Raw genomic sequence first — 24,020 nt, forward strand, 5'->3', positions numbered from 1 at the left:
GGTCTCACCTGACCGGGCGGATGTTTCACACGGTTACGTTGTTCATCCGACGACCTTTTCTGCTACGGTCGGGCCATGCCGAATCCATCCGACACCGCCGCGCCCCCGCTGGGGTTGCGCGAGCGCAAGAAGCAGAAAACCCGTGCCGCCATCGTGGAGGCCGCAACGCGGCTGTTCGAGCAGCGCGGTTTCGATCACGTCACCGTCGCGGAAGTCGCGGCGGCGGCCGATGTCTCGGCCAAGACGCTGTTTACGTACTTTGCCAGCAAGGAAGACCTGCTGTTCGGCGACGAGACCGAATTGCAGGAAATGATCCTGGCCGCGATCCGCGACCGCGCGCCCGGCGAGAGCGTGCTCGGCGCGGTGCGCAGGCAGATCGAGGCGCTGGTATCGCCGCGGCAAGCGCCATCGCTGGTCAGCGGGCTCGATGGCCTGCGCCGCAGCCTTGGCGACAATGCCGCGCTGCATGCCCGCCTGCGGCTGATGTGGGAGCGTTATGAAATCGCGATCGCCGCAGCCCTGATGCAGGAGACGGATGCGGCGGCCGACGATCCGCGCCCGCGCATGGTCGCGGCGCAGATCGTGGCGCTGTATCGACTGCTGATCTCGGACGCGGTCGGCGGCGCCCTGCTGGCGCGGGCGCCGGGAACCCGCCCGGTGGCGGTGCGACGCTGGTTCGAGGGGGCGCTCGATTTGATCGAGCAGGGCACCGGCAGCTACGGGCGGAAGGGCAAACGGCCAAAAACGTAATTTTATATATTTATGCCTTGAATATAAAACTACACTAAGTTACCTAATTGGCATTCTCCGACCAGGATGGAGTGCCATGACTGTCATGCATGCAACCGATTTGCCCGCGAGCGATCTGCTGACCGATCCCCTCGCGTTGCCGATTCTGCGAACCCAGCCGTTCATGCCACCGGCGTTTTACGCGCAGCTGCGTGCCCGCGAACCGGTGAAACGGGTGATGCTGGCCGGCGGCGGCACCGCCTGGCTGGTGGCGCGCCATGTCGATGTGCGCACCGCACTGAAGGACCCCAGGCTCAGCTCGGATTCCCGCAAGCCGGGTTTTCCGGAGCCGCAGGACGCCGATCACACGCCGTTCCTGATCGAGATGGATGCGCCGGAACACACACGCCTGCGTCGTATGCTGGCGGCGGAGTTCTCGCCGTCCCGGCTGGCCGCATTGCAGGCCGATATTCAGGCCGATGCGGACCGGTTGATCGCGGCCATGCTGGCGCGTGGCAATTCGGCCGATCTGGTTGCAGACTATGCACTGCCGATTCCGTCGCTGACCATCTGTCATCTGCTCGGCATTCCCGAAGCGGATATGGCGTTCTTTCACGAGAAGGTGGCGGTGGCGTTCTCGCTGAGCGAGGACAAGGGTGCGGCATTCGGCACGGTGATGGCGTATTTCGAAGATCTGGTGACGGCGAAGGAAAAAGCTCCCGGTGATGGACTGATCGATCGCCTGGTGGTGGAGCGGGTTCGCACCGGCGAACTGTCGCACGACGACCTGGTGCGGCTCGCCTTCATCCTGATGATGGCGGGGTTCGAGACCACCGCGACCATGATCGCGCTCGGCGTCGCGACGCTGTTCCAGTATCCGGACCAGCTGGCGCTGTTTCGGGCCGAACATGCGCTGACCGACGGCGCGGTGGAGGAGTTGCTGCGTTTCCACAGCATCGGCGATTCCGACGGTTTGCGGGTGGCGGTAGCCGACACCGAGATCGGCGGTCAAAAAATTCGAACCGGCGAGGGCGTGATCCCGCTGGTCTGGTCCGCCAACCGTGACGAGGCCGCGTTCGAGCGCCCCGACCACCTCGATATCCGTCGCGACAGCCGCGGCCAGCTGGCATTCGGCTATGGCGTGCATCAGTGCATCGGTCTCAATCTGGCGCGGGTCGAGATGCGGCTGGCGCTGCGCACGCTGTTCGATCGGATCCCGACGCTGCGGCTCGCGGTGCCGGTGGCCGAACTGCCGTTCCGTTACGATGCGGAAGTGTTCGGCCTCAAGAACCTGCCGGTGAGGTGGTGAGGGCGCTGCGGCCGAAAGCGCGCGCGAGGGCGCTTGCCGGCCCGGCGTGCTGAACTGGAAAACTGGCTCAAAGGCAACGCAGCGTCGTAGCCCGGGTGAGCGCAGCGATACCCGGGACCGACCTCACCGGTTGCCCCGGATATCGCGCTGCGCGCTCATCCGGGCTACGGGTCATTCACACAAACGGCATCCCAGCCTCGGTCGCGCAATCGTGAAGGCGATCTGCTGAGAGGCGCCATGCCTGCATGCGTGTTTGTCCTGTCTTGCTGGTGTCATGCCGGCGGACATTAAATCAAATGCCGGAAGTCATGCGTCGGACGAGGGCCGTGCCCATGCATGTCTCCGTTTCGGCTGCGAGTCCGGAGTCATCACTGCCGTCGCCAATGATCGTGCGGTAGTGGAACCAAAACGCCTGTGTTAGCCTTAAGGTCCTGGTCGCAGTGAGGGAGGGGGCGGGATGCACCTTGCGAGGCTTTCGATCAGCCTGCCGATGGCGTGTGCGATTGTCGCCGGTCTCAATACAATCGTGTATGCCCAGCCCGCGCCGGCCGGCCCTCCCGCGGTCGGCGTGATCGAGGCCACCACGCGGCCGATCACCGAAAGCAGCGAATATCTCGGCCGCATCGAGGCCACCAATCGCGTCGATATCGTCGCCCGCGTCACCGCCTTCATGGAAAAGCGCCTGTTCGAGGAAGGCGCCGACGTCAAGGAAGGCGATCCGCTTTATCTGCTGGAGCGCGGGCCGTTCCAGGCGGATCTTGCGGCCAAGGAGGCCCAGGTCGCGCAGATGCAGGCGACGCTGGATAATGCCAAGCTGACCACCGAGCGGCAGCGCATCCTGCTCAGCGGTCCGGCCGGCCAGCAGTCGACCTACGACACCGCGGTCGCCAACCAGCGCAGCCTCGAGGCGCAGCTGCAGGCGGCGCAGGCCCAGGTGCAGGCCTCGCAGATCAATCTCAACTACACGGATATCCGCTCGCCGATCAACGGCCGGATCGGCCGAACAGCGGTGACCATCGGCAATGTGGTCACCCCGAGTTCGGGGGTGCTCACCACCATCGTCAGCCAGGATCCGATGTACGTCACCTTTCCGGTGTCGGTGCGCGAAGCCCTCGACCTGCGCGATCGTTATGCCACGGCCGGGGGCTACGCCGCGGTGGTGATCAAGCTGCGGCTGCCGAACGGGCGCACCTACGACAAGACCGGCCAGCTCAATTTCGCCAACAACACCATCGCGCAGAACACCGATACCATCCTGCTGCGCGGCACGATTCCCAATCCGCCGCTCTACACCAACAGCAATACCGCCAACACCGGCGGTGTGGTTCGCGAATTGTTCGACGCTGAATTCGTCACCGTGATGCTGGAGGGCGTGCAGCCGGTCGAGGTGCTCGCCGTGCCGCGCTCCGCGGTGCTGTCCGACCAGCAGGGCGACTATGTGTTCGTAGTCGGCGCCGACAACAAGGCCGAGCAGCGTCGCATCCAGCTCGGACAATCGACGTCGACGGTCGCCGCTGTCATGAGCGGGATCTCGAAGGGCGACAAGGTGATTGTCGAGGGGCTGCAGCGGGTGCGTGCGGGGCAACCCGTGGCGCCGGGACCGGCGAGCCCGCAGGTGCAATCCTCGATGACGGCGGCCCCGCAGGGTGGCGGTGCCGGGACGACACCCCCGGCCGCCAAGCCCGCAGCCAAGGCCGGCGGCTCCGGGGCGGCGGCTCCCGCAGCGGCGGGTGCGGGCAAATGATCTCCTCGGTCTTTGTCGATCGTCCGCGCCTTGCCATCGTCATCGCCTTTGTCATCACCATCGCCGGGGCGCTGGCGATGCTGCGGATTCCGGTGGCGCAATTTCCTGACATCGTGCCGCCGCAGGTGACGGTCTCCGGCGTATTTCCCGGAGCCTCCGCCTCGGTGGTGGAATCCAGCGTCGCCCAGCCGCTGGAGGCGCAGATCGTCGGCGTCGACAAGATGCTCTACATGAAGTCGACCAGCGGCAACGACGGCAGCTACAGCCTCACGGTGTCGTTCGCGCTCGGCACCGATCCGGATATCGACACCGTCAATGTCAACAACCGCGTGCAGACCGCGCTGTCGCAACTGCCCTCCGAGGTGCAGCTGCAGGGCCTGACGGTGGCGAAAAAATCCTCCGCAGTGCTGCAGTTCATCACGCTGTACAGCGAGAGCGGCGCGCAGGATCCGCTGTTCATCACCAACTACGCCATCATCAATGTGCTCGACGCGATTTCGCGCACCCCCGGCGTCGGCCAGGCCAACCTGTTCGCCAAGATGAACTATTCGATGCGGATCTGGTTCGACTCGCAGCGGCTCACCAGCCTCAATCTTGCGCCCTCCGACGTCGTCAATGCCATCAAAGCCCAGAGCGTGCAGGCGCCGGTCGGCCGCATCGGCGCCCGTCCGATCAGCGACCAGCAGCAATTTCAGCTCAATGTGCAGACGCAGGGCAGGCTCGCCAGCGCCGAGCAGTTCGGCAACATCGTGCTGCGCGCCAATCCCGACGGCTCGGTGCTGCGGATCAGCGACGTTGCCCGGGTCGAGATCGGCGCGCAGAACCTCGACAGCGAATCGCGGATCGACGGCCGCTCCGGCGTTCCCATCGGCATTTATCTCGCCCCCGGCGCCAATGCGGTGAGCACCGCCAAAGCCGTGCAGGCCACACTGGATAAATTGTCGACGCGGTTTCCCGAAGGCCTGAAGTATCTCGTGGTCTACGATTCCACGAGCTTCGTGCGTGAGACCATCGGCGAAGTGGTCAAGACCCTGGGCGAAGCCTTCATCCTGGTGGTGATCGTGGTGTTTCTGTTTCTCGGCAATTTGCGCGCCACGGTGATCCCGGCGGTGGCGGTGCCGGTCAGCCTGATCGGCGCCTTCGCGGTGCTGCTGGTGCTGGGTTATTCCGCCAACACGGTGTCGCTGCTGGCGATGGTGCTGGCCATCGGCATCGTGGTCGACGACGCTATTGTGGTGGTGGAGAATGTCGAGCGGGTGATGGAGGAGGAGCCGGAGCTCTCGCCTGCGGATGCCACCAAGAAAGCGATGACGCAGATCACAGCGCCGATCATCGCGATCACGCTGGTGCTGCTGTCGGTGTTCGTGCCGATCGCCTTCATTCCCGGCATCTCCGGCGAGCTGTTCCGCCAGTTCGCGGTGACGATCTCCGCGGCGATGGTGATCTCGGCACTCAACGCGCTGACGCTGTCCCCGGCGCTGTGTGCGGTGTTCCTGCGCCACACCGGGCCGCGGCGCGGCATCATGGGACGCGTGCTCGGCGGCATCGACTGGGTGCGCGATAAATATGCTGGCGGGGTGCGCCGGCTGGTGCGGATGGCGGCGCTGTCGCTGGTGCTGGTGGCGTTCTTCGGGCTTGCCGTGTTCGGGGTGTCGCGGATCACGCCGACCGGATTCCTGCCCGAAGAAGACCAGGGCGCGTTCTTCATTTCGGTGCAGTTGCCGGACGGCGCCTCGGTGTCGCGCACCAGCGATGTGGTCAAGCAGGTGGAGGGCCTGCTGAAGCAGATGCCGGGCATCGACCACACGCTGTCGATCGTCGGCTTCTCGCTGCTGGACGGCGCGTCGGAGCCCAACGCCGCCTTCATGGTGGCGCGGCTGAAGCCGTTCGAGGATCGCAAGGCGGCGTCGGAATCCGCGCAGGCGCTGATCGGGCGCACCTTCGGCGCGGGGTCGCAGATCCGCGCGGCCAGCGTGCTGCCGTTCAATTTGCCGCCGATCATCGGTCTCTCCACCAGCGGCGGTTTCGAGTATCAGCTCGAAGCGCTGGAGGGGCAGGATCCGGCGGCGATGGGCAGTGTGATGGGCGCGCTCGTTGGCGCTGCCAATGGTGATCCCAGGCTGACGCGGGTGTTCTCCACCTTCACCGCCACCAATCCGTCGATCTATCTCGACATCGACCGCGCCAAGGCGCAGGCGCTGGGCTTGAACATGAGCGACGTGTTCACCGCGCTGCAGGCGACGCTCGGCGGCATCTACGTCAACAACTTCAATCTGTTCGGCCGCACCTGGCAGGTCAATGTGCAGGGCGAGGCGGCCGATCGCGGCGACATCCCCGCCATCTGGCAGATCTATGTGCGCAACAGTGGCGGCCAGATGGTGCCGATCCGCTCCATCGCCAGCCTCAAGATCGTGCAGGGCCCACAGGTCATCACCCGCTACAACAATTATCGCTCGGTCACCGTGAATGGCGGCCCGGCGCCCGGGATATCGTCGGGCAGCGCGATCGCCGCGATGTCGGAAATCTCCAACACAACTCTGCCGCCGGGCTACAGCTTCGAATGGACGGGTACCGCCTATCAGGAGCAACAGGCGTCCGGCCAGACCGGGATCATTCTCGCGCTGGCGATCCTGTTCGCCTACCTGTTCCTGGTGGCGCTGTATGAAAGCTGGACGATTCCGATCCCGGTGCTGCTGTCGGTGGTGGTCGGCGTGCTCGGCTCTTATTTGGGCATCAAGCTCGCCGGGCTGAATCTCGATCTCTATGGCCAGATCGGCTTGGTGGTGCTGATCGCGCTGGCCGCCAAGAACGGCATTTTGATTGTCGAATTCGCCAAGGAGCGGCGCGAGGCCGGCATGGCGATCGACGAGGCGGCCATCCTCGGCGCCCAGACCCGGTTCCGCGCCGTGATGATGACCTCGATCGCCTTCATCCTCGGCCTGCTGCCGCTGGTGATCGCCACCGGCGCCGCCCAGATCAGCCGGCGCGGGGTTGGCACCGCGGTATTCGGCGGCATGCTGGCGGCGAGCTCGATCGGCATCTTCCTGGTGCCGATGCTGTATGTGACATTCCAGAAACTGCGCGAGCGGGTGAAGGAGCGTTTTGGCGGATCGGCGGCGCCAGCTCACGGGGAGATCACTCCACCGGCGGGCACTCCCTGAGCGTTGCGGCGTTGTCTGGCGTGCTGCATTTGCTCAGAGACGATTGCGATGGACGCCTATGACCTGATCCGCTCCGCCGTTCTCGACCACCGCTGTCTGACAGCGACGTACCGGCGACGTGTCAGACATTTCAGTCCACACTGCCTGGGTCGCAACAAGGATGGCGGCTTCAGTGTGCTCGGATTCCAGTATGCCGGGCAATCCAGCACAGTCTTGCCAGCGGGCGGCGAATGGCGGTGCTTTGCAGTGAGCGAGTTGACGGGGATCCACATCAACAACGATCCCTGGCGCACCGGTTCCCATGCCGGCTCGCGCAGTGGTTGCGTCAAACTGGTCGATGTGGATGCCTATCTGGACAGCGGCTCGGGCGATCGTCGGCGGCGATAAAAATCAGCGGCCGCTGGGCAGTCGCGAACGTCCGTCATCGCGCCGCACAAGAGGTCCGGCCGGCGGCACCTTGTTCTGCACCGAAAACACCCGCGCAATATGCTGAAAATCCGAGCGGCGGCCTCGCTTGATCAGCCGCGCCAATTCAACCGGGTCGAACGGACAGCCATCATGGTGGTGTTGCGCCACCGAAGGAGCGATCCATTTCGCAAGGAGGATCTTGAAACGAGCGAACATGGTGGCGAGCCGAGCACGAGTGTCGAAATGCATAATGCAAGGGATCGGCGATGGTTGCAAAGTTATTTCGTCGTGACGTGGCGCAATATTGGATTGCAGTGGGATCAGAGCTTGTCGTGCCCGGATCGGCAAAAAAAGAGGCTGGTTCAACACAGGTTGAACCAGCCGTTAAAAGCTGCCCGGCCCGCCGGTTGGAGGTCAACCCGCGGACCGGGCACGACAAAGGCGAGGGGCCATCCCCGACTTCGCCGTTTTCAAAAGGCGCATCGCACCTCGTGAACCGAATTCAGTGAATCTGGATGCTCCGTGCTCATGGGTCGAACAGCACACGCAGCACGTCCGAGCCCGGCGGCGACGTGAGGACGTAGATGCCGACCAGCAGCACCACGAAAATTGCGAATGCGGGCCAGAAGATCGCCTTGTCGGTCAGCGGGTTTTTGTCGTCGTCCAATTGCTTGTCCAGTTCGTTGCTCACCACATCAACTCTCCCGCTGTCGTTCGACGGCTCACGCGTACCGAGGCAGGTCTTTGCTTGATCCCCTGCATTTGAAGAAAATGTTTCAGCCACCAAGCAACGCCATCTTCACCCAGCTGCCACCCGCGACCGGCGCCGATGTCGTGAACATCGCCTGGACGACATTGCCGCCGGGTGGCGCCGTGACGAGGTAGAGCCCGATCAGCAGGGACGCGAACAGCAGGAACGCCGGCAGGAACAGCGCCTGGTCGGTCAATCGGGGGGCGTTCAGTTCGGTGTTCATGGGTCCAACTCCGGTGGCCATGTTGCGTGTCGGCGTCATGTTCTCGGGGCCTAGTGGCCGGCGGCCAGCCGCGTCACCGGCGCGGCACCGGGAAGCGCTGTGCCGGCGGCAGAGGATGAGGACTGGGCGATCGGGAATTCGGCCTGGACGGCCTCCGAGACCAGTTTCCCCCCGTCGGAGCCGGCGGCCATGAACAGCACGACCGCGGACGCGATCAGGCCGCAGACGGCAAACATGCCGATGATCCAGGGTTCGTCGGTTCGGCGGTCGATCCGGAAAGTGGTCTTGTCGTGGGTGGGGTGGGTCATGAGATGCCTCCACTGCACTCGCGCTGTCCTCACGCTGCACTTGGCATCCCTCCCTTAGGGCGAATCCCGATTCCCAAATGTGAGCTGGCTCACATTTGCTAAGAGACTCGTCGGGCTAGGGTATTTCGAGCGGGGACGGGCAATCCGCGGGGCTGAAATATGATCCGGACAACCAGGATGTCGACTTTCAGGATGCCGATTTGGTGCTCCGCGGGCCGTGGGGTCATCCCCGCGCACCCGCGTGGCCGCGGCGTGCCGGCCAAGCGGCGTTTTCGGCGGTTTTCAGGCCCGTGTCTTTTAGGTTTCCGGCTCGTCTTCGGCGGCAATTACCCTGAGCGGGGTCATGTCCAGCACCACAATGGCGCCATGGCCGAGCTTGACCCAGCCCCGCGCCACCCAGGCCCGAAGCTGCCGGTTGATGCTCTCCCGCGACATTCCGATCATTTCGCTGAGTTCCTGCTGGGTCACGGCGACCTTGTCGCTTTTGGCGGTCGCCGGATCGCGCTCGCCAAGCCGGATCAGGGTTTTGGCCAGGCGGGTCTGCAGGTCGGGCAGGCCGATCTGCTCGACATGCTCGCTGACCCAGCGCAGCCGCTGGCACAACAGTTCGATGAACTTCATCAGCAGCAGCGGCTGGCTCTGCATGAAGGGCAGGAAATCGCGCTTGTCGAAACTCAGGATTTCGCAGGCGGTGTTGGCAACCGCATCTGCCGTCCGTGGCGAGCCGTCGAGAAAGGCGATTTCGCCGAACAATTCACCGGCGCTGACCAGGTTGAAGATGGTGCTGCGGCCGCTGGCGGCGGATGTGCCGATCTTGACGGTGCCGCTCATCACCGCCAGCAGCCGGTCGCCGGGGTCACCCTTGGCAAGGACCATCGCGCCTTTGCGGAATTTGCGGGTTTTGGCGTATTGGCAGAGGTGCGCCAGCGCCTCGCGGTCGATGTCGCGAAAGATCGGGTGCGCGCTGAGAAAAGCGACCTTGTCGTCCAGTCGGGTGGTGTCTTTCGCCATATGCCTGATCGTAATGGGTCTGACCGTAATGGGCCTGATTATAATGCGCCTGATGATGTCTCGCGTGGAAGCCGGTCCCTACCGCCGGCTTTGAACCCAAATCACGCGGGAACTACAAACAATTGCCGAGTAAAGTGCCAGAAGTACCAAGTGAAAAATAATTGCATCGACGGGACACTAGCCTCGAAACAGCGGCTCGAAAAGGGCGTCGCGCGCCGCGATGGCGCGTCGGCCCGCTTGCGTCGCTTCGTCCCGGATCGGGAATCAAACCCCGCCGCCATGCGTGCCGGGACGACATCGTGAGGACAGCATCATGCAGACCAACGTTTCCGAGCCGGCGGTGAAGGCCGACCTGACTTTCAATGGCGGCGCGTCCACACAGCCGTCGACGGAGCCGGACACCTGGTTCTGGAAGCGGCTGAAGCTGCGGGGCCAGATCGCGGGCTATCGCATCTTCTGCTACCTGATGAACCACATGCTGCTGTTCAAGCTGTTCTTCGCCGTGCTGCGGCGGATGCGGCCGCTGGCGCTGATCGGGAACACGCTGTGGGTGACCAAGGCGGACGACATCCGCGAGGTGATGAGCCGGTTCGACGATTTCCTGCTCGGCGAATCGATCGAGCCGGGGATGCCGTGGGGGCAATTCATGATGACGATCGACTGGCGCGAACAGCATGCGCTGGAGCGCGCCATGCTGCAGAGCGTGGTCAATCCGGCCGCCGACGTGCGGACGTTGCACGCGATCGCCGCGGATGAGTGCCGCAAGCAGGCCGACCTCGCCAGCGGGCGGATCGACGTGATCGCGGGGATCGCCGAGCCGGTGGCGGTGCGCATCGCGGCGGACTATTTCGGCGTGCCGCCGCTCGGGGGCAGCGCGCATCGCATGGCGGACGCGATGGCTGATCTGTCCGGCCTCGTCCTGCTTCAGCCGCCGGTCAATTCGCAGCCGTGGGCGAGTTCGCGCGAGTATATCGCCGGGGTGACCAAAGCCATCCTGGCGCGGATTGCGGAGCGCAAGGCCGCCATCGCGCAGGGCGACGCCAGCCTGCCCGACGACTTGCTGACCCGCCTTGTGCGCAAGCTCGGCGACAGCAAGCTGCCGCCGTGGTTCGGCGAGGACTGGGTCCGCCGCTATCTCTCCGGCCTGATGTCAACAGGCGGAGCGACCATCGTGCGCGCCGCCGCTCATGCGATCGACCAGTTGCTGGAGCATCCGGAAGGATTGCAGCAGGCAAAAGTGGTGGCAGCGCAGCTCGATCAGGCGCCTGGCGATCCCAAGCTGACCGCGCAACTGCGGCAACTGATCTATGAAGCGCTCCGCCAGCGGCCGATGCTGCCGATGATGGTGCGCACATGTCCGCGCGACACCGTGGTCGCCGCCGGCACAAAGCGTGCGCGCGTCGTGCCTGGTGGCTCGCATGTCATTCTCGCCGCGCTCGGCGCAATGCTCGATCCGGAGACGGTCGAATCGCCCAGTGAATTCCGTGCCGGCAGGCCAGACGACGTCTATCTGCTGTTCGGATACGGCCTGCGCGAGTGCTTCGGCCGCTACGTCGCCGAATCCGCGCTGATCGAGATCATCCGTTGCGTGGTGCAACTGCCGGGGCTCGCGCGCGCGCCCGGATCGGCCGGCAGCATCAAATATGTCGGTGTGGCCCCGCGCTCGCTGACGGTGACGTTTACAGCGCCGGGCGCGAGGAGTGCCGCATAGTGTCCAATGTCGCCACCATCATCACGCCGCTCGATCCCAACCATGTGGAAACGTGCCGGCAATATCTGCGCGCCAATGCCGATCCGAACCCCGACTTTGCCCAGGGACGGCTGCAGTGCAAGCCGTTGTTTCAGTTCGACCGGATCAAGACGCTGCATTTCTGCAGCTTCGTCATTCTCGATGCCGAGGCGAACTTCGGGCCGAGCCTGGTGTTCGAAGCCACCTTCGACGGCGCGCGCGCGGATTTCCTGCGCGAGCTGCTGCGCGTCGCGCCGGACGGCCTGCACGAGCTGTACAAGCATTGCATCGGATATCCGGCGCTCGGGCTTGTGTCGCCCGAGACCACCGCGCCCGAGCTGATCCGGGAATATCTGGAGCGCTACGATGTCGGCGCAAACACCTTCTTTTCCGGCTATCCCGGCCGCTCCGCGGCGCAGGTCCGCGACGAGAATGCGATCCATTCGGGGATCGTGACCTTCCTCGGCGATCGCTGGCGCGCGGCGCAGGCCCTGCCGGGGCGGCTGGTGGGCTTCTTCGACAGCATTCGCGACGAGTTCATTCGCGGCCGCCCGGAGAATCGCTGGGCCGCCGAGCCTGCGCAATTGCCGTGGGAGGTGACTGCGCGCGATGCAACGGCCTGGGTGGCGACCGCCGTCATTGCCTTGCTGGCGTGGGCGATCGGTGCGCTGGTCGGACGTTTGATGCCCGCGTTGCGTCCGAATTCGCTCTATGACGACATCACCGGGGGCGTCGATGCCGCCGGCCAGACCGGCGTCGGCATCGCCCGTGCCATCGGGGCCGTGCTGCCGTGGATGGGGGGCTTCATCGATGCGCTGCAGCCGGCGCTGCCCGGTTTGATCGGCGGCACGGTCATCTGGGTGATCGTTCGCGGCCTCGAATTGTTCCTGAGCGATCTCACTCGGAATCCGAGGGATCAATCGTTCATTCTGCGCTTTCCGTTCCAGTTGGCCGTGGTGTTTCGTTATGCACTGGTTCTGTTCATGGCGGGCTCCGTGCTCCGTGTGATCGTCTCGGGCCTGGAGAATCGTTCGCCGTCGTACGAACCGGACCTTGTCGCCGTGCTGGTGATAGCGCTGACGTTGTTGATATGTGGGGTGGTGTTGTTTGCCCTGCAACACTGGGCGAACACACTGCGTCTCGCGGTCGAGCTCAAACCGTTCGGGCTGCGCCGGGAGCGGTCGCGCCGGGCGCTGCTCGATATCATCCAGCTTGCAATGGTGCTGACCTGCGCGATCGGCCTGTTGATCGTGGTGCGGCAGACGGCGTGGCTGGCGCTCAGTCATGAGGGTGCGCAAACCCTGCGTGCACTGATATGGCTGGGCTTCAAGGGCCTGTTCTATGTCGTGCTCGGGACCCTTGCCGGTTATGCCGCCGCGCTGCTGCTGTTCGGCGTGATCTGGGTGCTGGAATGGCGCGACAAGCGCAGCTTTGCCGATCCGTCCGGCCTGATCGAGCGGGCGCAGATCAACGCGCGCAAATATGCCCGCGAGGAAGGCGGCATCAACACTTTCCAGAATCATCTGGCGAGCATCACCTATGTGAAGCCCGGTCTGGTGCGCTGGCTGCTGGTCTGGCTGGCGCTTGCCGCCGTCAATTTGCTGGCGCGGTTCTGGTTCAACCGTGGCGAGCTCGGCGGCATTCCGACCATCATGTCGGCGCGCTGGGTCCTGATCGATCGCGGCCGCCGGCTGCTGTTTCTCGATAATTTCGGTGGCGCCTGGGAAAGCTATCTCAACGAGTTCATCGACCTCGCGGCGGTCAAGGGGCTGAACGCGATCTGGACCAATACCTTCGTCCACGCCGCCGGCCGGCGATTCGGCTTTCCCGCGACAGACCTGCTGTTCTGGCAGGGCGCCCAGGCCGAGCAGCCGTTCAAGGCCTATGTGCGGCAGAGCCAGATCGAGACGCTGGCCTGGTACAGCGCCTATCCGACGCTGAGCGTCGTCAACGTCAACGCCAACACCGATCTGCGGCAGGCGCTCAGCCGCGAACTGACGTCCTGCGAGATCGATACCGTGTTTCAGCGGCTGTAGCCCGCCGTTCGTAAAATCAATCCGTTTTGGCGCGCGAGCGCGCCGTACCATGAAGAGAGACCGGGTCGCGATGGAAAAAGTGGAATGGGACGACGTCCAGGGAGTTGTGCTGAGCGGATATCCGCGTCTGCCATATTCCGCCTTTGTGCTGTGGCGCTTCCGGCCGCAGCGCGTCGCGGCGGCCCGGCAGTGGCTCGGCGGGCTCGCCGGACGGCTGATGCGCGCGGGCGACGTCGAAGGAGGACTGGAATCCACCGTGCCGTCGATCAGCATCAATACGCTGAAGCATGCCGGACAGCGTGATCTGCGGGCCATCAACCTGGCGCTGACGGCGCGCGGGCTGGAGCAGCTCGAGGTCGGCGACAACACGCTGAAGAGTTTTTCCGTCGAATTTCTCGAGGGCATGGCGCCGAAGCCGGATCAACTCGGAGAGACCCCGCGGCGGACCAACGCGCTCGGCGACCTCGGCGAGAGCTCGCCCGCATCGTGGGAGTGGGGCGGCTGGGCGAATGGTGAGCTCGACGGGCTGCTGATGCTGTTCGCCGCCGACACCGAGGCGCTGCGGTCGCTGGTCGACGACGAAATCAAGGCGATGGCGGAGGCCGCCGAGCCCATCATCGTCGCGTCGCCCGGCGGTGGCGATCCGCGGCTGCTGCAGGGGCGGATCTACGAGGATCGCAAGGAGCATTTCGGCTACACCGATGGCATTTCGCAGCCGGTGATCGAGGGCTCGCCGCGGTCACACCGCCGCGGTGAATACACCGCGGAAGACAAGCGCATCCACTTCGTCAAGCCCGGCGAATTCCTGTTCGGCTACAAGAACGAGCGGCGGATGCATGCCGTGGGCAGTGATCCGGCGGACCTGCGGCGCAACGGCAGTTATCTGGTGCTGCGGCAGCTCGAGCAGGATGTCCCTGGCTTCAACGATTTCGTTGCAAAAGCCGCCGGCCTGTTGCACGGCAGCGAGGATGCCGAGGAGAAGAAGGAGTGGGTCGCGTCCCGGCTGGTCGGACGCAGCACCAGCGGCGAGGCGCTGGCCTGTCCGGCGATCAACTCGCGGAACGACCAGGATCCGCTGGCGAAACACAAGTCCGGCAACGATTTCCTGTTTTATCACCAGGATCGTTTCGGCATGAAATGCCCGATCGGATCGCACATCCGGCGCGCCAATCCGCGTGACACCAAGGGACCGGATCCCGACACGGCGCTGCGGTTGTCGAAGATGCATCGCATCATCCGGCGCAGCCGCATGTATGGCGACAGGTTCGATCCGGCCAAGCCGGCCAGCGACAAGGGCAAACGCGGCATCCTGTTTGTGTGTCTCAATGCCGATATCGCCGGCCAGTTCGAGATGATCCAGCATTCCTGGCTGAACAACCGCCACTTCGGTGATCTCTATGTGGGCACCGATCCGATCGGACATTCAGCAGCCGACGGCGGCGCCATCGTGATCCAGCGCCAGCCGACCAACATCGTGCTGGAGCGGCCGAAGCCGTTCGTGCGCGTGCGCGGCGGCGGCTATTTCTTCCTGCCGGGCATCGCCGCGGTGCGCAGGCTCGGCGCCATGGGAGCGGACTCCGGCGTCGAGACGCGCCGGGCTTCGTAAGTCTTCCCTCCCATCATGGTGGTCCGGAAGTCGGCGCTCCGGTCGAGGAAGCCGGTGTCCGGCCCGGCGCCACGGCATCGAAGACGCGCGCGATGACGCAGCGGAACCTGGGCAGGACGATGGGAGCACGCGCTACCCGACGCGGGCGTGCTGCGCCGGCAGCTTGGCCTGCGCCTCGCGGCAGCGCTGCATCACCAGCTTCATGCCGCAGCGTTCGGCGAGCTCATAGGCGGGGCGGTAATGCTCGTCGGCGGCCGTGGGCTCGGTGATGGCGGCGATGTCGCCGAGCAGGATCAGCGCATTGGCCTGTTGCGGCGGTTCACCGCGTTCTTGCGCCAGAGCGAGCGCCAGCTCCGCCGCCGCCAGCGCGTCGGCGATGCGGCCGGCGGCCAGCAGCGCACGGCCCTGCGCCACGAACAGATAGCGCCAGCCCCAGCTGTGCTCCGCCAGCGGCACGTCGAGCTTTTCGGGAGCGGCGGTGATCTCGATCGCCGCATCGATATCGCCTGCCGCCAGATGCGCTTCGGCCATGCGCGCGGCGAGCGTCGGATACATCTGCACCATTTCGCGCTCGAGGCATTCGTCCCAGGTCTGCTGCAGCAGCACGAGGGCTTCAGTGGGCCGGCCCAGCACCGTGAGCAGCCGGCCGAGCACGTGGTTGATGGTGGCGCGGGAATAAGCGTCCTTGGTGACTTCGGCGCGCAGGCGTGCGTCCTCGGCCATGGCGCTGGCGCGCTCCAATTCACCGAGCTCGATCAGCGAAGCGGCAATGAAGGCCCGCACCATGACACTGGGGTAAGCCGCCCAGCCGGCGCGCTTCTGGTCGATCTCCGGCGTCCAGGACTGCAGGCACTGCTCGTGAATCTCCAGCGCTTTGGCGAAGTTGCCGATCTCGTGGTGCACGATGCCGATGACGAAGGTTGCGCCGAAGCTCAGCGTCGGCACCTTGATATGCTCGGCGATTGCGCTCGCATCCGTCGCCGCGGTCATGGCGGCCTCATGCTCGCCCAGCCGCCACAGCGCGATCGCGAGCTGGATGTTGACGGCGGTGATGCGCAGCGCATCGTTGGAGGCATAGGCGAGGCGCTGCGCCTCGCGCAGCACGTCGGCGATGCGGCGGTGCTGTCCCAGCGGCTCCAGCGCGATCACGGCGGTGAGCCGGAAATCCAGTTCGGCCCGGGTCTTGTCCGGCGAGGGCAGCCAGCGCGACAGCGTTTCCAGCGCCCGCTCGAAAATGGTGACGGCGCCGTGATAGGCGCCGCGCTTCAGCGCGCGGCGGCAGCTGCGCAATTGATAGGGGACGGCCTTCTGCCAGAGCTCGGCGAGGAAGGCGTGGTCGGCGAGGCGGTCAATGTGCTCGTCGAGGCGATCGCTGAACCGGGTTTCGATGATCTCGACGGCCTTGGCGTGCAGCGAGCGGCGCAAGCCCAGCAGCATGGTATTATAGGCCACTTCGCGCGTCAGCTCGTGTTTGAAGGAGTATTCCGCCGCGGCCGTTACTTTGTTGCGGCGGAGGAAGTCGCCGTGCTCGAGCGTATCGAGTTCGCCCGCCAGCGCCTTGGGCTCGACACCGACCATGCCGGACAAAAGCGTGATCGACACGTCGCTGCCGATCACCGCCGAGGTCTGCAGCAGGGTTTTCGGCAGCCCGTCCAGCAGATCGATACGCGCCGCCAGCACCGAGGCGATGGTCGGCGGAATGTCGATGCGGGTGGTCGGCGAAGCGAAGCGATAATTGCCCGGCTGGCCGTCGAGCACCTTCTTGTCCTTCAGCGCCTGGACCAGCTCTTCGAGGAACAGCGGATTGCCCTGGGCCTGCGCCAGGATGGTCCGCTTGATCGCGTTCAGGCTGGCATCCTTGCCCATCAGCCAGTCGAGTAACTGGTGCGAGGCCTCCATCTCCAGTGGGCCGAGGTCGACGCGGCTGAGACCGCGATCGATCGGCTTGGCATCCGGACGCTGGGTGGCGATCAGCAGAATCCGTGCGCGCCGCAGCGCGGCCACCATGGCGTGCAGGACCAGCCGGGATTCGACGTCCATCCAGTGCACGTCCTCGACCAGCATCACCACCGGCGTCAGCCGCTCCTGACGCAGCACCAGTCCCCGAACGGCGTCGATGATTCCGGCCCGCCGCTGGGTTGGGTCGAGTTTCTTCCAGTCTGGATCGTCACTGTCGATGTCGAGCAGCGACAGCACCGCGGGCAGAAACGCCATCGCGTCGGGGCCGAAGCGGTTGAGCACCACCGGGGCGCGGGCGATGATGCGTTCCGGCGTGTCGTCGGGACCGATGTTGAACATGGTTCGGATCACGGTGGTGACCGGATAATAGCTCGATGTCACCCGCTGGGGCGCGCATGCGGTTTCCAGCACGATCCAGTCCGACGACAAGTGCCGGATGAAGTCGTGCACCAGGCGCGATTTGCCCTGGCCGGCCTCGCCGGAGATCAGCAGGGCCTGGCCCTTGCCGCTTGCGGCGCGGGTCATCGCGTCGGTCAGGCTGCGCAATTCCTCGTTGCGGCCGACCAGCAGGCTGAGGCCGCGCGCCGAGCGCACCTGCCAGCGCGTGCGCAGGCGCAGCTCGGTCAGCTCATAGGTGTCGATCGCTTCCGAGATGCCCTTGACCCTGGTAGGGCCGCGTTTGACCGCCTTGATGAAGCCCTCGGCCAGGCCGTGGGTGTCCGCCGACAGCACGATGGTGTTGCGCGGCGCGATCTCCTCCATCCGCGCGGCGAGATGCACGGTCTTGCCGACCGCGTCATAATTCATCGCGAGATTGCTGCCGATCGAATGGATGACGACCTGGCCGGAATTGATGCCGATGCGGATGGCGACATTGGCGCCGGTGGTGCGGTTGTGATTGTCGACCGCCGCGCGCATCGCCAGCGCCGCGCGGCAGGCCTGCACGGCATGATCTTCGCTCGCGATCGGGGCGCCGAACAGCGCCATGATGCCGTCGCCCAGCGTCTGGTTGACGAAGCCCTCGTGCTGATGCACCGCGTCCATCAGCAGTCGCAGCAGGGGAGCCAGTACGCCGAGGGCTTCCTCCGGATCGAGCTGGTCGATCAACTGGGTGGATTCGAGGATGTCGGCGAAGACGACGGTGACGTGCTTGCGTTCACCGAGGATGGCATTACCGGAGCGCTGGATATGTTTGGCGAGGGCCGGGGGAACGCTGGATTGCAGGAAGGTCTGGGCATGATGGCCGAATGCGCTCGGTAGCGTTTTCGGCCGCCCGCATCCGCCGCAAAAGCTTACGGCGGGTCCCATTGCGAAGCCGCAATGAACGCATGGAATTGTGATGCCGCCAGCCACTCCGCTGCCCTATGTCCCTCGGCAGCCCCAACCTTGAAAAGCCCCGACCTTTGCGCAGTGCACACGATAGCATGGCGGATGTCATGCTAAAAGGGTCACCAGCGCGCCGCTTTGGCGCGACAATTTGCAAAGCCGCCGGTCGCGAGACCGCAGGCTGTCTCGGGGAGCCGCATGTAACTGCAGGTTGCGCGGGGGCTGCAGCCTAAAATTAACGCAGGCCGCCCGGAGGGTCCATGCTTCCGGCGATCTGGCTGCTCGATGCCTTTTGCGCGAGGCCGGGCGCTACTCGCTCACCGGCTTGTCGGAAATGTCCCAGTCCTTGCCGTTGAAGATCTGGATATAGAGCGTCCCGATCGAGGTGTAGTCGTCGGGCTTGTAGCTGTAGGTGACGCCGTCGAGGAAATGCGGCGCATGGAAGCCTCCCAGCGTCGCGGCCTGCTGCATCACATTGGCGCGGGTCAGCTCGTTGCCGCAGCGGCGCAGGATTTCCGCCATGGTCGCTGCCTGGCCGTAGCCGGCGAACGCGATGCTGTTGTCGGGATCGATAGTGGGGAGGGATTTCTTGCGCAGCGCCTCGAACGCCATCACGTCGGGATCACTGGCCCAGCGTGGCGCGCCGATGTCCTTGATGTAGCTGATGGCCGCGATGCCTGCTGCATTCTCCAGTCCGGCGGCGTTGAGGATCGAGCGGCCGGTCGAGCCCGCCGAGAGTAGGTGCAGCGGCTTCCAGCCGAGTTCGGCAACCTTGCGGATCGACTGCGACGTCGCCTTGCCAGTGGTGATGTTGTAGAATACGTCGGCGCCCGATTTCGACAGGTTGATCAGCTGGGAGTCGATGGTCGGATCGGTGAGATCGTACGTCGTCTCCATGATCACCTTGGCGTTGCCGCCTGCGTCCGCCAGTACCTTCTTGAACGGCCCCAGGAAGTCGCGGCCGAAATCGTCGTTCTGGTAGAGGATGCCGACGTTGGCGTTCGGCTTCACGTTCAACACGTGCCGCGCCAGGATGCGCGCCTCGGTCGGATACAGTGGCAGGCCGGCGGTGGTCCATTTGTAGGTCTTCGGATCGTTCCATTTCGAGGCGCCGGTGTTGAGCAGCAGCTGCGGCACGCCCTTGCCGTTGAGGTATTTGTGGACCGCGGTCTGTGGCGCGGTGCCGAGCGAACCATAGAGCGCGAGCACTTCGTCCTGCTCGACCAGCCGTCGTGTCGCCTCGACGCACTTGGGCGCGCTGTAGGCGTCGTCCATGGTCAGGAAGGTGATCTTGCGGCCATTGATGCCGCCTTTCTCGTTGAGCATGTCGAAATAGGCCGAGCCGGTGCGCCCCAGCACGCCATAGAGCGAGCCCGGTCCGGAGTGCGGAATGGTCTGGCCGATCTTGATTTCGGTGTCGCTCGCGCCGGCGTCGTATTTGCCCGCGGCGGAGGCGCGCCGGATCGATCCGCCGAGTGCGACGGACGCTGCTGCCGTCGCGATGAAGAATCGTCGGTTGATGGTGCGTTTGCTCATCGGTCGTCTCCCCTGACATGTTTTATGTTGTTGGCATCGAGGCTAATCGATTGCCTGTCCGGGAGCTACACCCGTGCGACGAAATCACGCCGCACGTCGATCATGACGCGGTAACGCCGGCCGCATGGTGCGACCGGCGTTGGTTATTTCCGCGGAGAGGAATACGTTAAAGCGGCTTGATCTGCACCTTGCGGAATTTGATCACGCCGGAGGCGTACTGCAGCGCGAACGGGCCTTCGGTCAGCCGGGAGTTGTTGGCATCCACGGTCTTGACGCCGTTGAAGATCACGACGAGATGCGAACCCTGGGCGGTGATGTCATAGGTGTTCCACTTGCCGGCGGCCTTCGGCATCGGGTCCACCTTGCCGACATCGACGATCGCGCCGGTGCCGTATTCGGGCTTCGGCCGCTTGTCGAAGATGTTCACTTCGTAACAGGTGTCGGAATCGACCTTCTTGATGTCGGAGCAGCGGATGAAGATGCCGCTGTTGGCCTCTTCGTCGGCCCAGAACTCGGCCTTGATCTGGAAATCCTTGTAGGACTTCTTGGTGATGATGTAGGTCGGATCCTTGCCTTCCTTGCTGTCGGCGACCAGCGCGCCGTCGGCGATGCGCCAGTTGGCGACGCCGAGCTTGTCCCACTCGCCGACCTCCTTGCCGTCCACCACGGTGATCCATCCGTCCGACTGCGCGATCGCAGGCGCGGTGAAATTCAGGGCACCGAACACGGTGACCGTACCCAGCAGCAGCGACCCCATCCCCAAAACGACCAGACGATTCATCACGCACTCCCTCTGTTTTTTGATGCGCGTATCAGCGACCTCGATGCGCGTACGCACGACGCGCTCTTGTTCGACGGCGCGGGACGATATCAGCCGTCCCCGGCAATTGGTAGCTCCGGTGGAAAGCTGTCTCGACGAAATCTTTTTCCATCCAGGGATTAGTTAGCAACTGCAGCATTGATGATGCGCCGGCGTCGTCACGTGTTCGCGACGGAGCGTGGGATGCGCTCGGCTTCTGCTTCGGCCGTGCTATCGTGGCGTCAAGCTCTCACCAAAAGAGTGTTATGGGAGACTATCATGACTGCTCGGTCGATCTCATCCATCCGCAAATGTCTGCAAGACGGCCTTCTCGCCGGCCTCGTTGCCATAGTGCTTGGTGTATCGGGCGCTTCCAGCATCGCCGCCGAACTCAATCCGGCCGCGATCGCCATCAAGCTGCCGGACCAGATTCCCTGGAGCAAGCCCGACGCGCGCGGGTCGCAGAATGCGGTGCTCGTCGGTGACCCCTCCAAACCGGGCTTCTATGCGGTGATGACCAAATGGACCAAGGGCAATCACTTCAGCCGGCCGCATTTCCATCCCAACGATCGTTTCATCACCGTGCTGAAAGGCACCTGGTATGTCGGCACGGGCAACAAGTTCGATCCCGACAACGGCACGGTCGCGATGCCGGCCGGCAGCTTCGTCACCCACTTCGGCAAACAAGTGCACTGGGACGGCGCCAAGGATGAGGACGCCGTGCTGCTGATCATGGGCGAGGGGCCGGGGTCGTCGACAGCGGTCGAGGAAGCGAAGTAGCAGCGCGAGCGATCTGTTGATGGCAGACGGATTCCATTTCGGGCTGAGGCAGCTTGACCTGACGGATATGGAGCCAGCCGCCGTGGTTCACCGTGTCGCGTTCAATGCGGCGCTCCCGTGCCTGGCCGACCTGCACACCCCGGAGGAAGATCGTTGGTTCTTTCGGGAGCGTGTCTTCGCGAACTGCGAGGTCTGGGGAGCGTTCGACGATGCCGCGATGACCGGGATCATCGCGTTTCGCGACGGCTGGATCGATCAGCTCTACGTGTTGCCGGACGCTCAAGGTCGCGGCATTGGTTTGGCGCTGCTGGGCATCGCGCAACGGGCGTTCGACCGGTTGCAACTCTGGACGTTCCAGTGCAACGCGCCCGCGCGGCGTTTCTATGAGGCGAGAGGCTTTGCGTTGGTGGAAATGACGGACGGCGCGGGCAACGAAGAGCGGGAGCCCGACGCCCGTTATCTCTGGACACGCCCATAGGCTGCGGTCGACGGATCCTCTCTAACCGCAGTTATAATGCGGTCCGATCGGCGTATAGGTCCAGCACGGCCCGAAGCCACCGCCGTTCCAGCGTCCGCGATAGTAGCCGGGGTAGCCGTAATAGACGTTGAAGGGGTCGCGGCGGCGGGCCTGGTCGCGTTCCCATTCGATCCGCTCCTGCGAACGCACGCCCGGCAGGAAGCCATAGCCCTGCCAGCGCTGCACCTTGAGTCGGGTGCGCGGCCGTGCATCGGCGGTCGTCACCAGGGCGAACACCGTGGCGATCACGCACAGGCCGGCCACGATCCGCATCATCTGTCGTCCTGGCGTCATGTCGTCGTCCTGTCTCATCGCAGCCGATTGCGGCTGCTGAATTCGTGCATCTCGTGGGGGGCGTCGGCGGAAAACGGTCCGTAGATGCCATAAGCGACCTCACCGGCGGCGAGCGCCAGCATCAGCAAGATCAGGGTGATGAAGAACGAGCGGTCTTCCATGGGATTTCTCTGGAGGGTCTCTCTGGGGTCTCTCTCGTTCGTCGAACCGGTTGAAACTACCGCGCCCGGCCGCGCTGGGCAAATCCCTGGGAGCGTGCGGCGGAAGGTCGCCACATTTTGTCATCGGCGATAACAAAACCAGCAGGGATCGGCAATATCGCGAAATATTCACGATTGATTGAGGGAATTGGTTCGGAACGGTTCTAGCGGGGATTGCGGAAACTTAATCTCCATGGTCCGGGCCACACGATAATGTCATCTGGCAAATCCGATTGGCCACCCCAAGAGACATCCTGACATGGTCAAATTGATCGTCCCTGCCATTGTCGGCGCGCTCCTGAGCATGATGTCCTTCGCAGCCCATGCGCAGGCGCCTGGCCGCGACGAATCGAAACAGGCCGATCCCCTGAAAAACGGCCCGCTGATCTGGGACGCCAACCATGACGGCGTCTACACCTGCGACGAATGGAAGAAATTCGCTGACCAGATCTTTACCGTGGCCGACCGCAATCGCGACGGCTTTCTCAGCGCGGCCGAGTTTTCCGTCATCCGCAAGACCGATCCCTCGCTCGCGGATGCGGAGCTCGGCTATTTCGATGACAATGGCGATGGCAAGGTCAGCCGCAAGGAGTTCGTCGACAAGCCAAGCCCCTTCATCATGCGTTACGACCGTAACGGCGACTGCCGCGTGACCGCGGAGGAACTCAGGGGTGTCGCGCCCAAGGAGACGCCGGCCGGCAAGGGCAAGCGCGGTGGCGGCGGTATGGGGGGCGGAATGGGCGGCGGCTCCAGATTCTAGCTGTGGCGGACCGCGTCTGCCGGTATCATCGCTCTCGATCCGTCCGGCCATGGCGCCGGCGGACGATGGAGCACAACTATGGGCATCGGCTCGCTGTCTGAACTCGACGATCGCATCGCCATCATCCGCGACAACATCCGCCAACTGGTCGAACAGGCGGCCGCGGCGTCCGGCAGCCAGAACGAAACACTGGTTGCCGACCGCATCGCCCAGCAGACCGACGAACTGGAGCGACTGAGCAAGGCGCGCGACGATCTGCTGGCGAAGAAGTCGTGACGGATCCCCAGATCCTTCTTCCTCAAGTCTATCTGGCCGGCCCCGGCGTGTTTCGCAGCGATGTGGCCGAATTCGCGACAGTGCTCAAGCAGTTGTGCCGGCAACACGGCCTTGTGCCGCTATGGCCGATGGATAACGACATCGCGCCGGAGGCCGACAAGGCGCGGCAGGCGGATCACATCCGTCGCGCCAATGAAGACATGATCCGCCGGGCCGATGCGGTGCTGGCGGAGCTCACGCCGTTTCGCGGGCCGAACATGGATCCCGGCACGGCTTATGAAATCGGCTTTGCGGTGGCGCTCGGCAAGCCGGTGTTCGCCTGGACGCCGGACGGGCACACGCTGCTGGAGCGCACGGTCAACGCAACATCGGTAAATCGTGGCGGCGTGATCTACGACGCCGACAACTTCGCGATTGAGGATTTCGGCTTAAGCGAAAACCTCATGATCGCGACGTCGGTGCGACGCACGTTTGCGACGGCGGCCGAGGCAGCCGCGGCCTGCGCCGATTTCCTGAAGCAGGCACCACGCTGAGCGACGGCAGTTCGCCGCAATCATC

23 protein-coding genes are annotated in these 24,020 nt (G+C 64.4%); 13 read left to right on the top strand and 10 right to left on the bottom strand.

Translation table 11 applies throughout. The features are described from left to right. Nucleotides 1-75: 75 nt before the first annotated feature. The 5 genes from RS897_RS22315 to RS897_RS22335 all read left to right on the top strand — a co-directional run bounded on the left by RS897_RS22315 (nucleotide 76) and on the right by RS897_RS22335 (nucleotide 7,330). On the top strand, nucleotides 76-750 hold the full coding sequence (locus RS897_RS22315; RefSeq protein WP_315830894.1) for a TetR/AcrR family transcriptional regulator: 675 nt from the start codon (nucleotides 76-78) through the stop codon (nucleotides 748-750). 76 nt (nucleotides 751-826) lie between these two features. Further along, a complete protein-coding gene (locus RS897_RS22320; protein ID WP_315830895.1) occupies nucleotides 827-2,038 on the top strand; it encodes a cytochrome P450 in 1,212 nt (403 codons plus the stop codon). A gap of 457 nt (nucleotides 2,039-2,495) precedes the next feature. Beyond that, entirely contained in the window at nucleotides 2,496-3,782 is a 1,287-nt protein-coding gene (locus tag RS897_RS22325; protein WP_407654282.1) for an efflux RND transporter periplasmic adaptor subunit, read from the top strand. Then, on the top strand, nucleotides 3,779-6,943 hold the full coding sequence (locus RS897_RS22330) for an efflux RND transporter permease subunit (RefSeq protein ID WP_315830896.1): 3,165 nt from the start codon (nucleotides 3,779-3,781) through the stop codon (nucleotides 6,941-6,943). Before RS897_RS22325 ends, RS897_RS22330 begins: the two co-directional genes overlap by 4 nt. Before the next feature lie 48 nt (nucleotides 6,944-6,991). Continuing rightward, nucleotides 6,992-7,330, top strand: a complete 339-nt coding sequence (locus tag RS897_RS22335) for a hypothetical protein (RefSeq protein ID WP_315830897.1) — start codon at nucleotides 6,992-6,994, stop codon at nucleotides 7,328-7,330. Nucleotides 7,331-7,333: 3 nt separating this feature from the next. Here the strand turns inward: RS897_RS22335 and RS897_RS22340 are convergent, their stop codons facing one another. From RS897_RS22340 to RS897_RS22360, 5 genes are all read right to left on the bottom strand, one after another. Next, nucleotides 7,334-7,717: a hypothetical protein gene (locus RS897_RS22340; protein WP_315830898.1), complete on the bottom strand. Its 384-nt coding sequence runs from the start codon at nucleotides 7,715-7,717 to the stop codon at nucleotides 7,334-7,336. Nucleotides 7,718-7,877: 160 nt separating this feature from the next. After that, nucleotides 7,878-8,042 (bottom strand): hypothetical protein, encoded by a 165-nt coding sequence (locus RS897_RS22345; RefSeq protein ID WP_315830899.1) that lies wholly within the window; start codon nucleotides 8,040-8,042, stop codon nucleotides 7,878-7,880. 85 nt (nucleotides 8,043-8,127) lie between these two features. Next, entirely contained in the window at nucleotides 8,128-8,325 is a 198-nt protein-coding gene (locus RS897_RS22350; protein WP_315830900.1) for a hypothetical protein, read from the bottom strand. A gap of 50 nt (nucleotides 8,326-8,375) precedes the next feature. After that, entirely contained in the window at nucleotides 8,376-8,633 is a 258-nt protein-coding gene (locus RS897_RS22355) for a hypothetical protein (protein ID WP_315830901.1), read from the bottom strand. Between the two features lie 297 nt (nucleotides 8,634-8,930). After that, complete coding sequence (locus RS897_RS22360; protein WP_315830902.1) at nucleotides 8,931-9,644, bottom strand: Crp/Fnr family transcriptional regulator; 714 nt, start codon at nucleotides 9,642-9,644, stop codon at nucleotides 8,931-8,933. A 313-nt stretch (nucleotides 9,645-9,957) separates the two neighbouring features. On the opposite strand from RS897_RS22360, the gene RS897_RS22365 reads away from it, so the two are divergent. The 3 genes from RS897_RS22365 to RS897_RS22375 are packed head-to-tail and all read left to right on the top strand — an operon-like array spanning nucleotide 9,958 to nucleotide 15,015. After that, nucleotides 9,958-11,355 carry a cytochrome P450 gene (locus tag RS897_RS22365; protein WP_315830903.1) on the top strand — a complete coding sequence of 466 codons (1,398 nt, stop codon included), beginning with the start codon at nucleotides 9,958-9,960 and terminating at the stop codon, nucleotides 11,353-11,355. Then, nucleotides 11,355-13,409: a hypothetical protein gene (locus tag RS897_RS22370; RefSeq protein WP_315830904.1), complete on the top strand. Its 2,055-nt coding sequence runs from the start codon at nucleotides 11,355-11,357 to the stop codon at nucleotides 13,407-13,409. The genes RS897_RS22365 and RS897_RS22370 overlap by 1 nt, the downstream gene beginning before the upstream one ends. 49 nt (nucleotides 13,410-13,458) lie before the next feature. Continuing rightward, nucleotides 13,459-15,015 (top strand): Dyp-type peroxidase, encoded by a 1,557-nt coding sequence (locus RS897_RS22375; RefSeq protein ID WP_315830905.1) that lies wholly within the window; start codon nucleotides 13,459-13,461, stop codon nucleotides 15,013-15,015. A gap of 132 nt (nucleotides 15,016-15,147) precedes the next feature. Here RS897_RS22375 and RS897_RS22380 read toward each other — a convergent pair whose 3' ends face one another. The 3 genes from RS897_RS22380 to RS897_RS22390 form a co-directional block, all read right to left on the bottom strand. Beyond that, nucleotides 15,148-18,282 (bottom strand): ATP-binding protein, encoded by a 3,135-nt coding sequence (locus RS897_RS22380; RefSeq protein WP_315830906.1) that lies wholly within the window; start codon nucleotides 18,280-18,282, stop codon nucleotides 15,148-15,150. A gap of 327 nt (nucleotides 18,283-18,609) precedes the next feature. Next, nucleotides 18,610-19,836, bottom strand: a complete 1,227-nt coding sequence (locus RS897_RS22385; RefSeq protein ID WP_315830907.1) for an ABC transporter substrate-binding protein — start codon at nucleotides 19,834-19,836, stop codon at nucleotides 18,610-18,612. Between the two features lie 166 nt (nucleotides 19,837-20,002). After that, the gene (locus RS897_RS22390) at nucleotides 20,003-20,617 is read right to left on the bottom strand and encodes a 3-keto-disaccharide hydrolase (protein ID WP_407654283.1); all 615 of its coding nucleotides are present in this window, start codon (nucleotides 20,615-20,617) and stop codon (nucleotides 20,003-20,005) included. Between the two features lie 297 nt (nucleotides 20,618-20,914). On the opposite strand from RS897_RS22390, the gene RS897_RS22395 reads away from it, so the two are divergent. Together RS897_RS22395 and RS897_RS22400 are read left to right on the top strand one after the other, a co-directional pair. Further along, complete coding sequence (locus RS897_RS22395; protein ID WP_315830909.1) at nucleotides 20,915-21,415, top strand: cupin domain-containing protein; 501 nt, start codon at nucleotides 20,915-20,917, stop codon at nucleotides 21,413-21,415. A gap of 67 nt (nucleotides 21,416-21,482) precedes the next feature. Further along, nucleotides 21,483-21,893, top strand: coding sequence for a GNAT family N-acetyltransferase (locus tag RS897_RS22400; RefSeq protein ID WP_315830910.1), 411 nt, complete (start codon nucleotides 21,483-21,485; stop codon nucleotides 21,891-21,893). 21 nt (nucleotides 21,894-21,914) lie between these two features. On the opposite strand, the gene RS897_RS22405 is transcribed toward RS897_RS22400, so the two are convergent. Together RS897_RS22405 and RS897_RS22410 are read right to left on the bottom strand one after the other, a co-directional pair. After that, entirely contained in the window at nucleotides 21,915-22,226 is a 312-nt protein-coding gene (locus RS897_RS22405; protein WP_315830911.1) for a hypothetical protein, read from the bottom strand. A gap of 14 nt (nucleotides 22,227-22,240) precedes the next feature. Beyond that, nucleotides 22,241-22,387 (bottom strand): hypothetical protein, encoded by a 147-nt coding sequence (locus tag RS897_RS22410; RefSeq protein WP_315830912.1) that lies wholly within the window; start codon nucleotides 22,385-22,387, stop codon nucleotides 22,241-22,243. A 298-nt stretch (nucleotides 22,388-22,685) separates the two neighbouring features. On the opposite strand from RS897_RS22410, the gene RS897_RS22415 reads away from it, so the two are divergent. The 3 genes from RS897_RS22415 to RS897_RS22425 all read left to right on the top strand — a co-directional run bounded on the left by RS897_RS22415 (nucleotide 22,686) and on the right by RS897_RS22425 (nucleotide 23,995). Next, the gene (locus RS897_RS22415; RefSeq protein ID WP_315830913.1) at nucleotides 22,686-23,186 is read left to right on the top strand and encodes an EF-hand domain-containing protein; all 501 of its coding nucleotides are present in this window, start codon (nucleotides 22,686-22,688) and stop codon (nucleotides 23,184-23,186) included. Nucleotides 23,187-23,264: 78 nt separating this feature from the next. Continuing rightward, nucleotides 23,265-23,462 (top strand): hypothetical protein, encoded by a 198-nt coding sequence (locus tag RS897_RS22420; protein ID WP_315830914.1) that lies wholly within the window; start codon nucleotides 23,265-23,267, stop codon nucleotides 23,460-23,462. After that, a complete protein-coding gene (locus RS897_RS22425; protein ID WP_315830915.1) occupies nucleotides 23,459-23,995 on the top strand; it encodes a nucleoside 2-deoxyribosyltransferase in 537 nt (178 codons plus the stop codon). The genes RS897_RS22420 and RS897_RS22425 overlap by 4 nt, the downstream gene beginning before the upstream one ends. Nucleotides 23,996-24,020: the final 25 nt, after the last annotated feature.

Source organism: Bradyrhizobium prioriisuperbiae, from assembly GCF_032397745.1.
Taxonomy (GTDB): domain Bacteria; phylum Pseudomonadota; class Alphaproteobacteria; order Rhizobiales; family Xanthobacteraceae; genus Bradyrhizobium_A; species Bradyrhizobium_A prioriisuperbiae.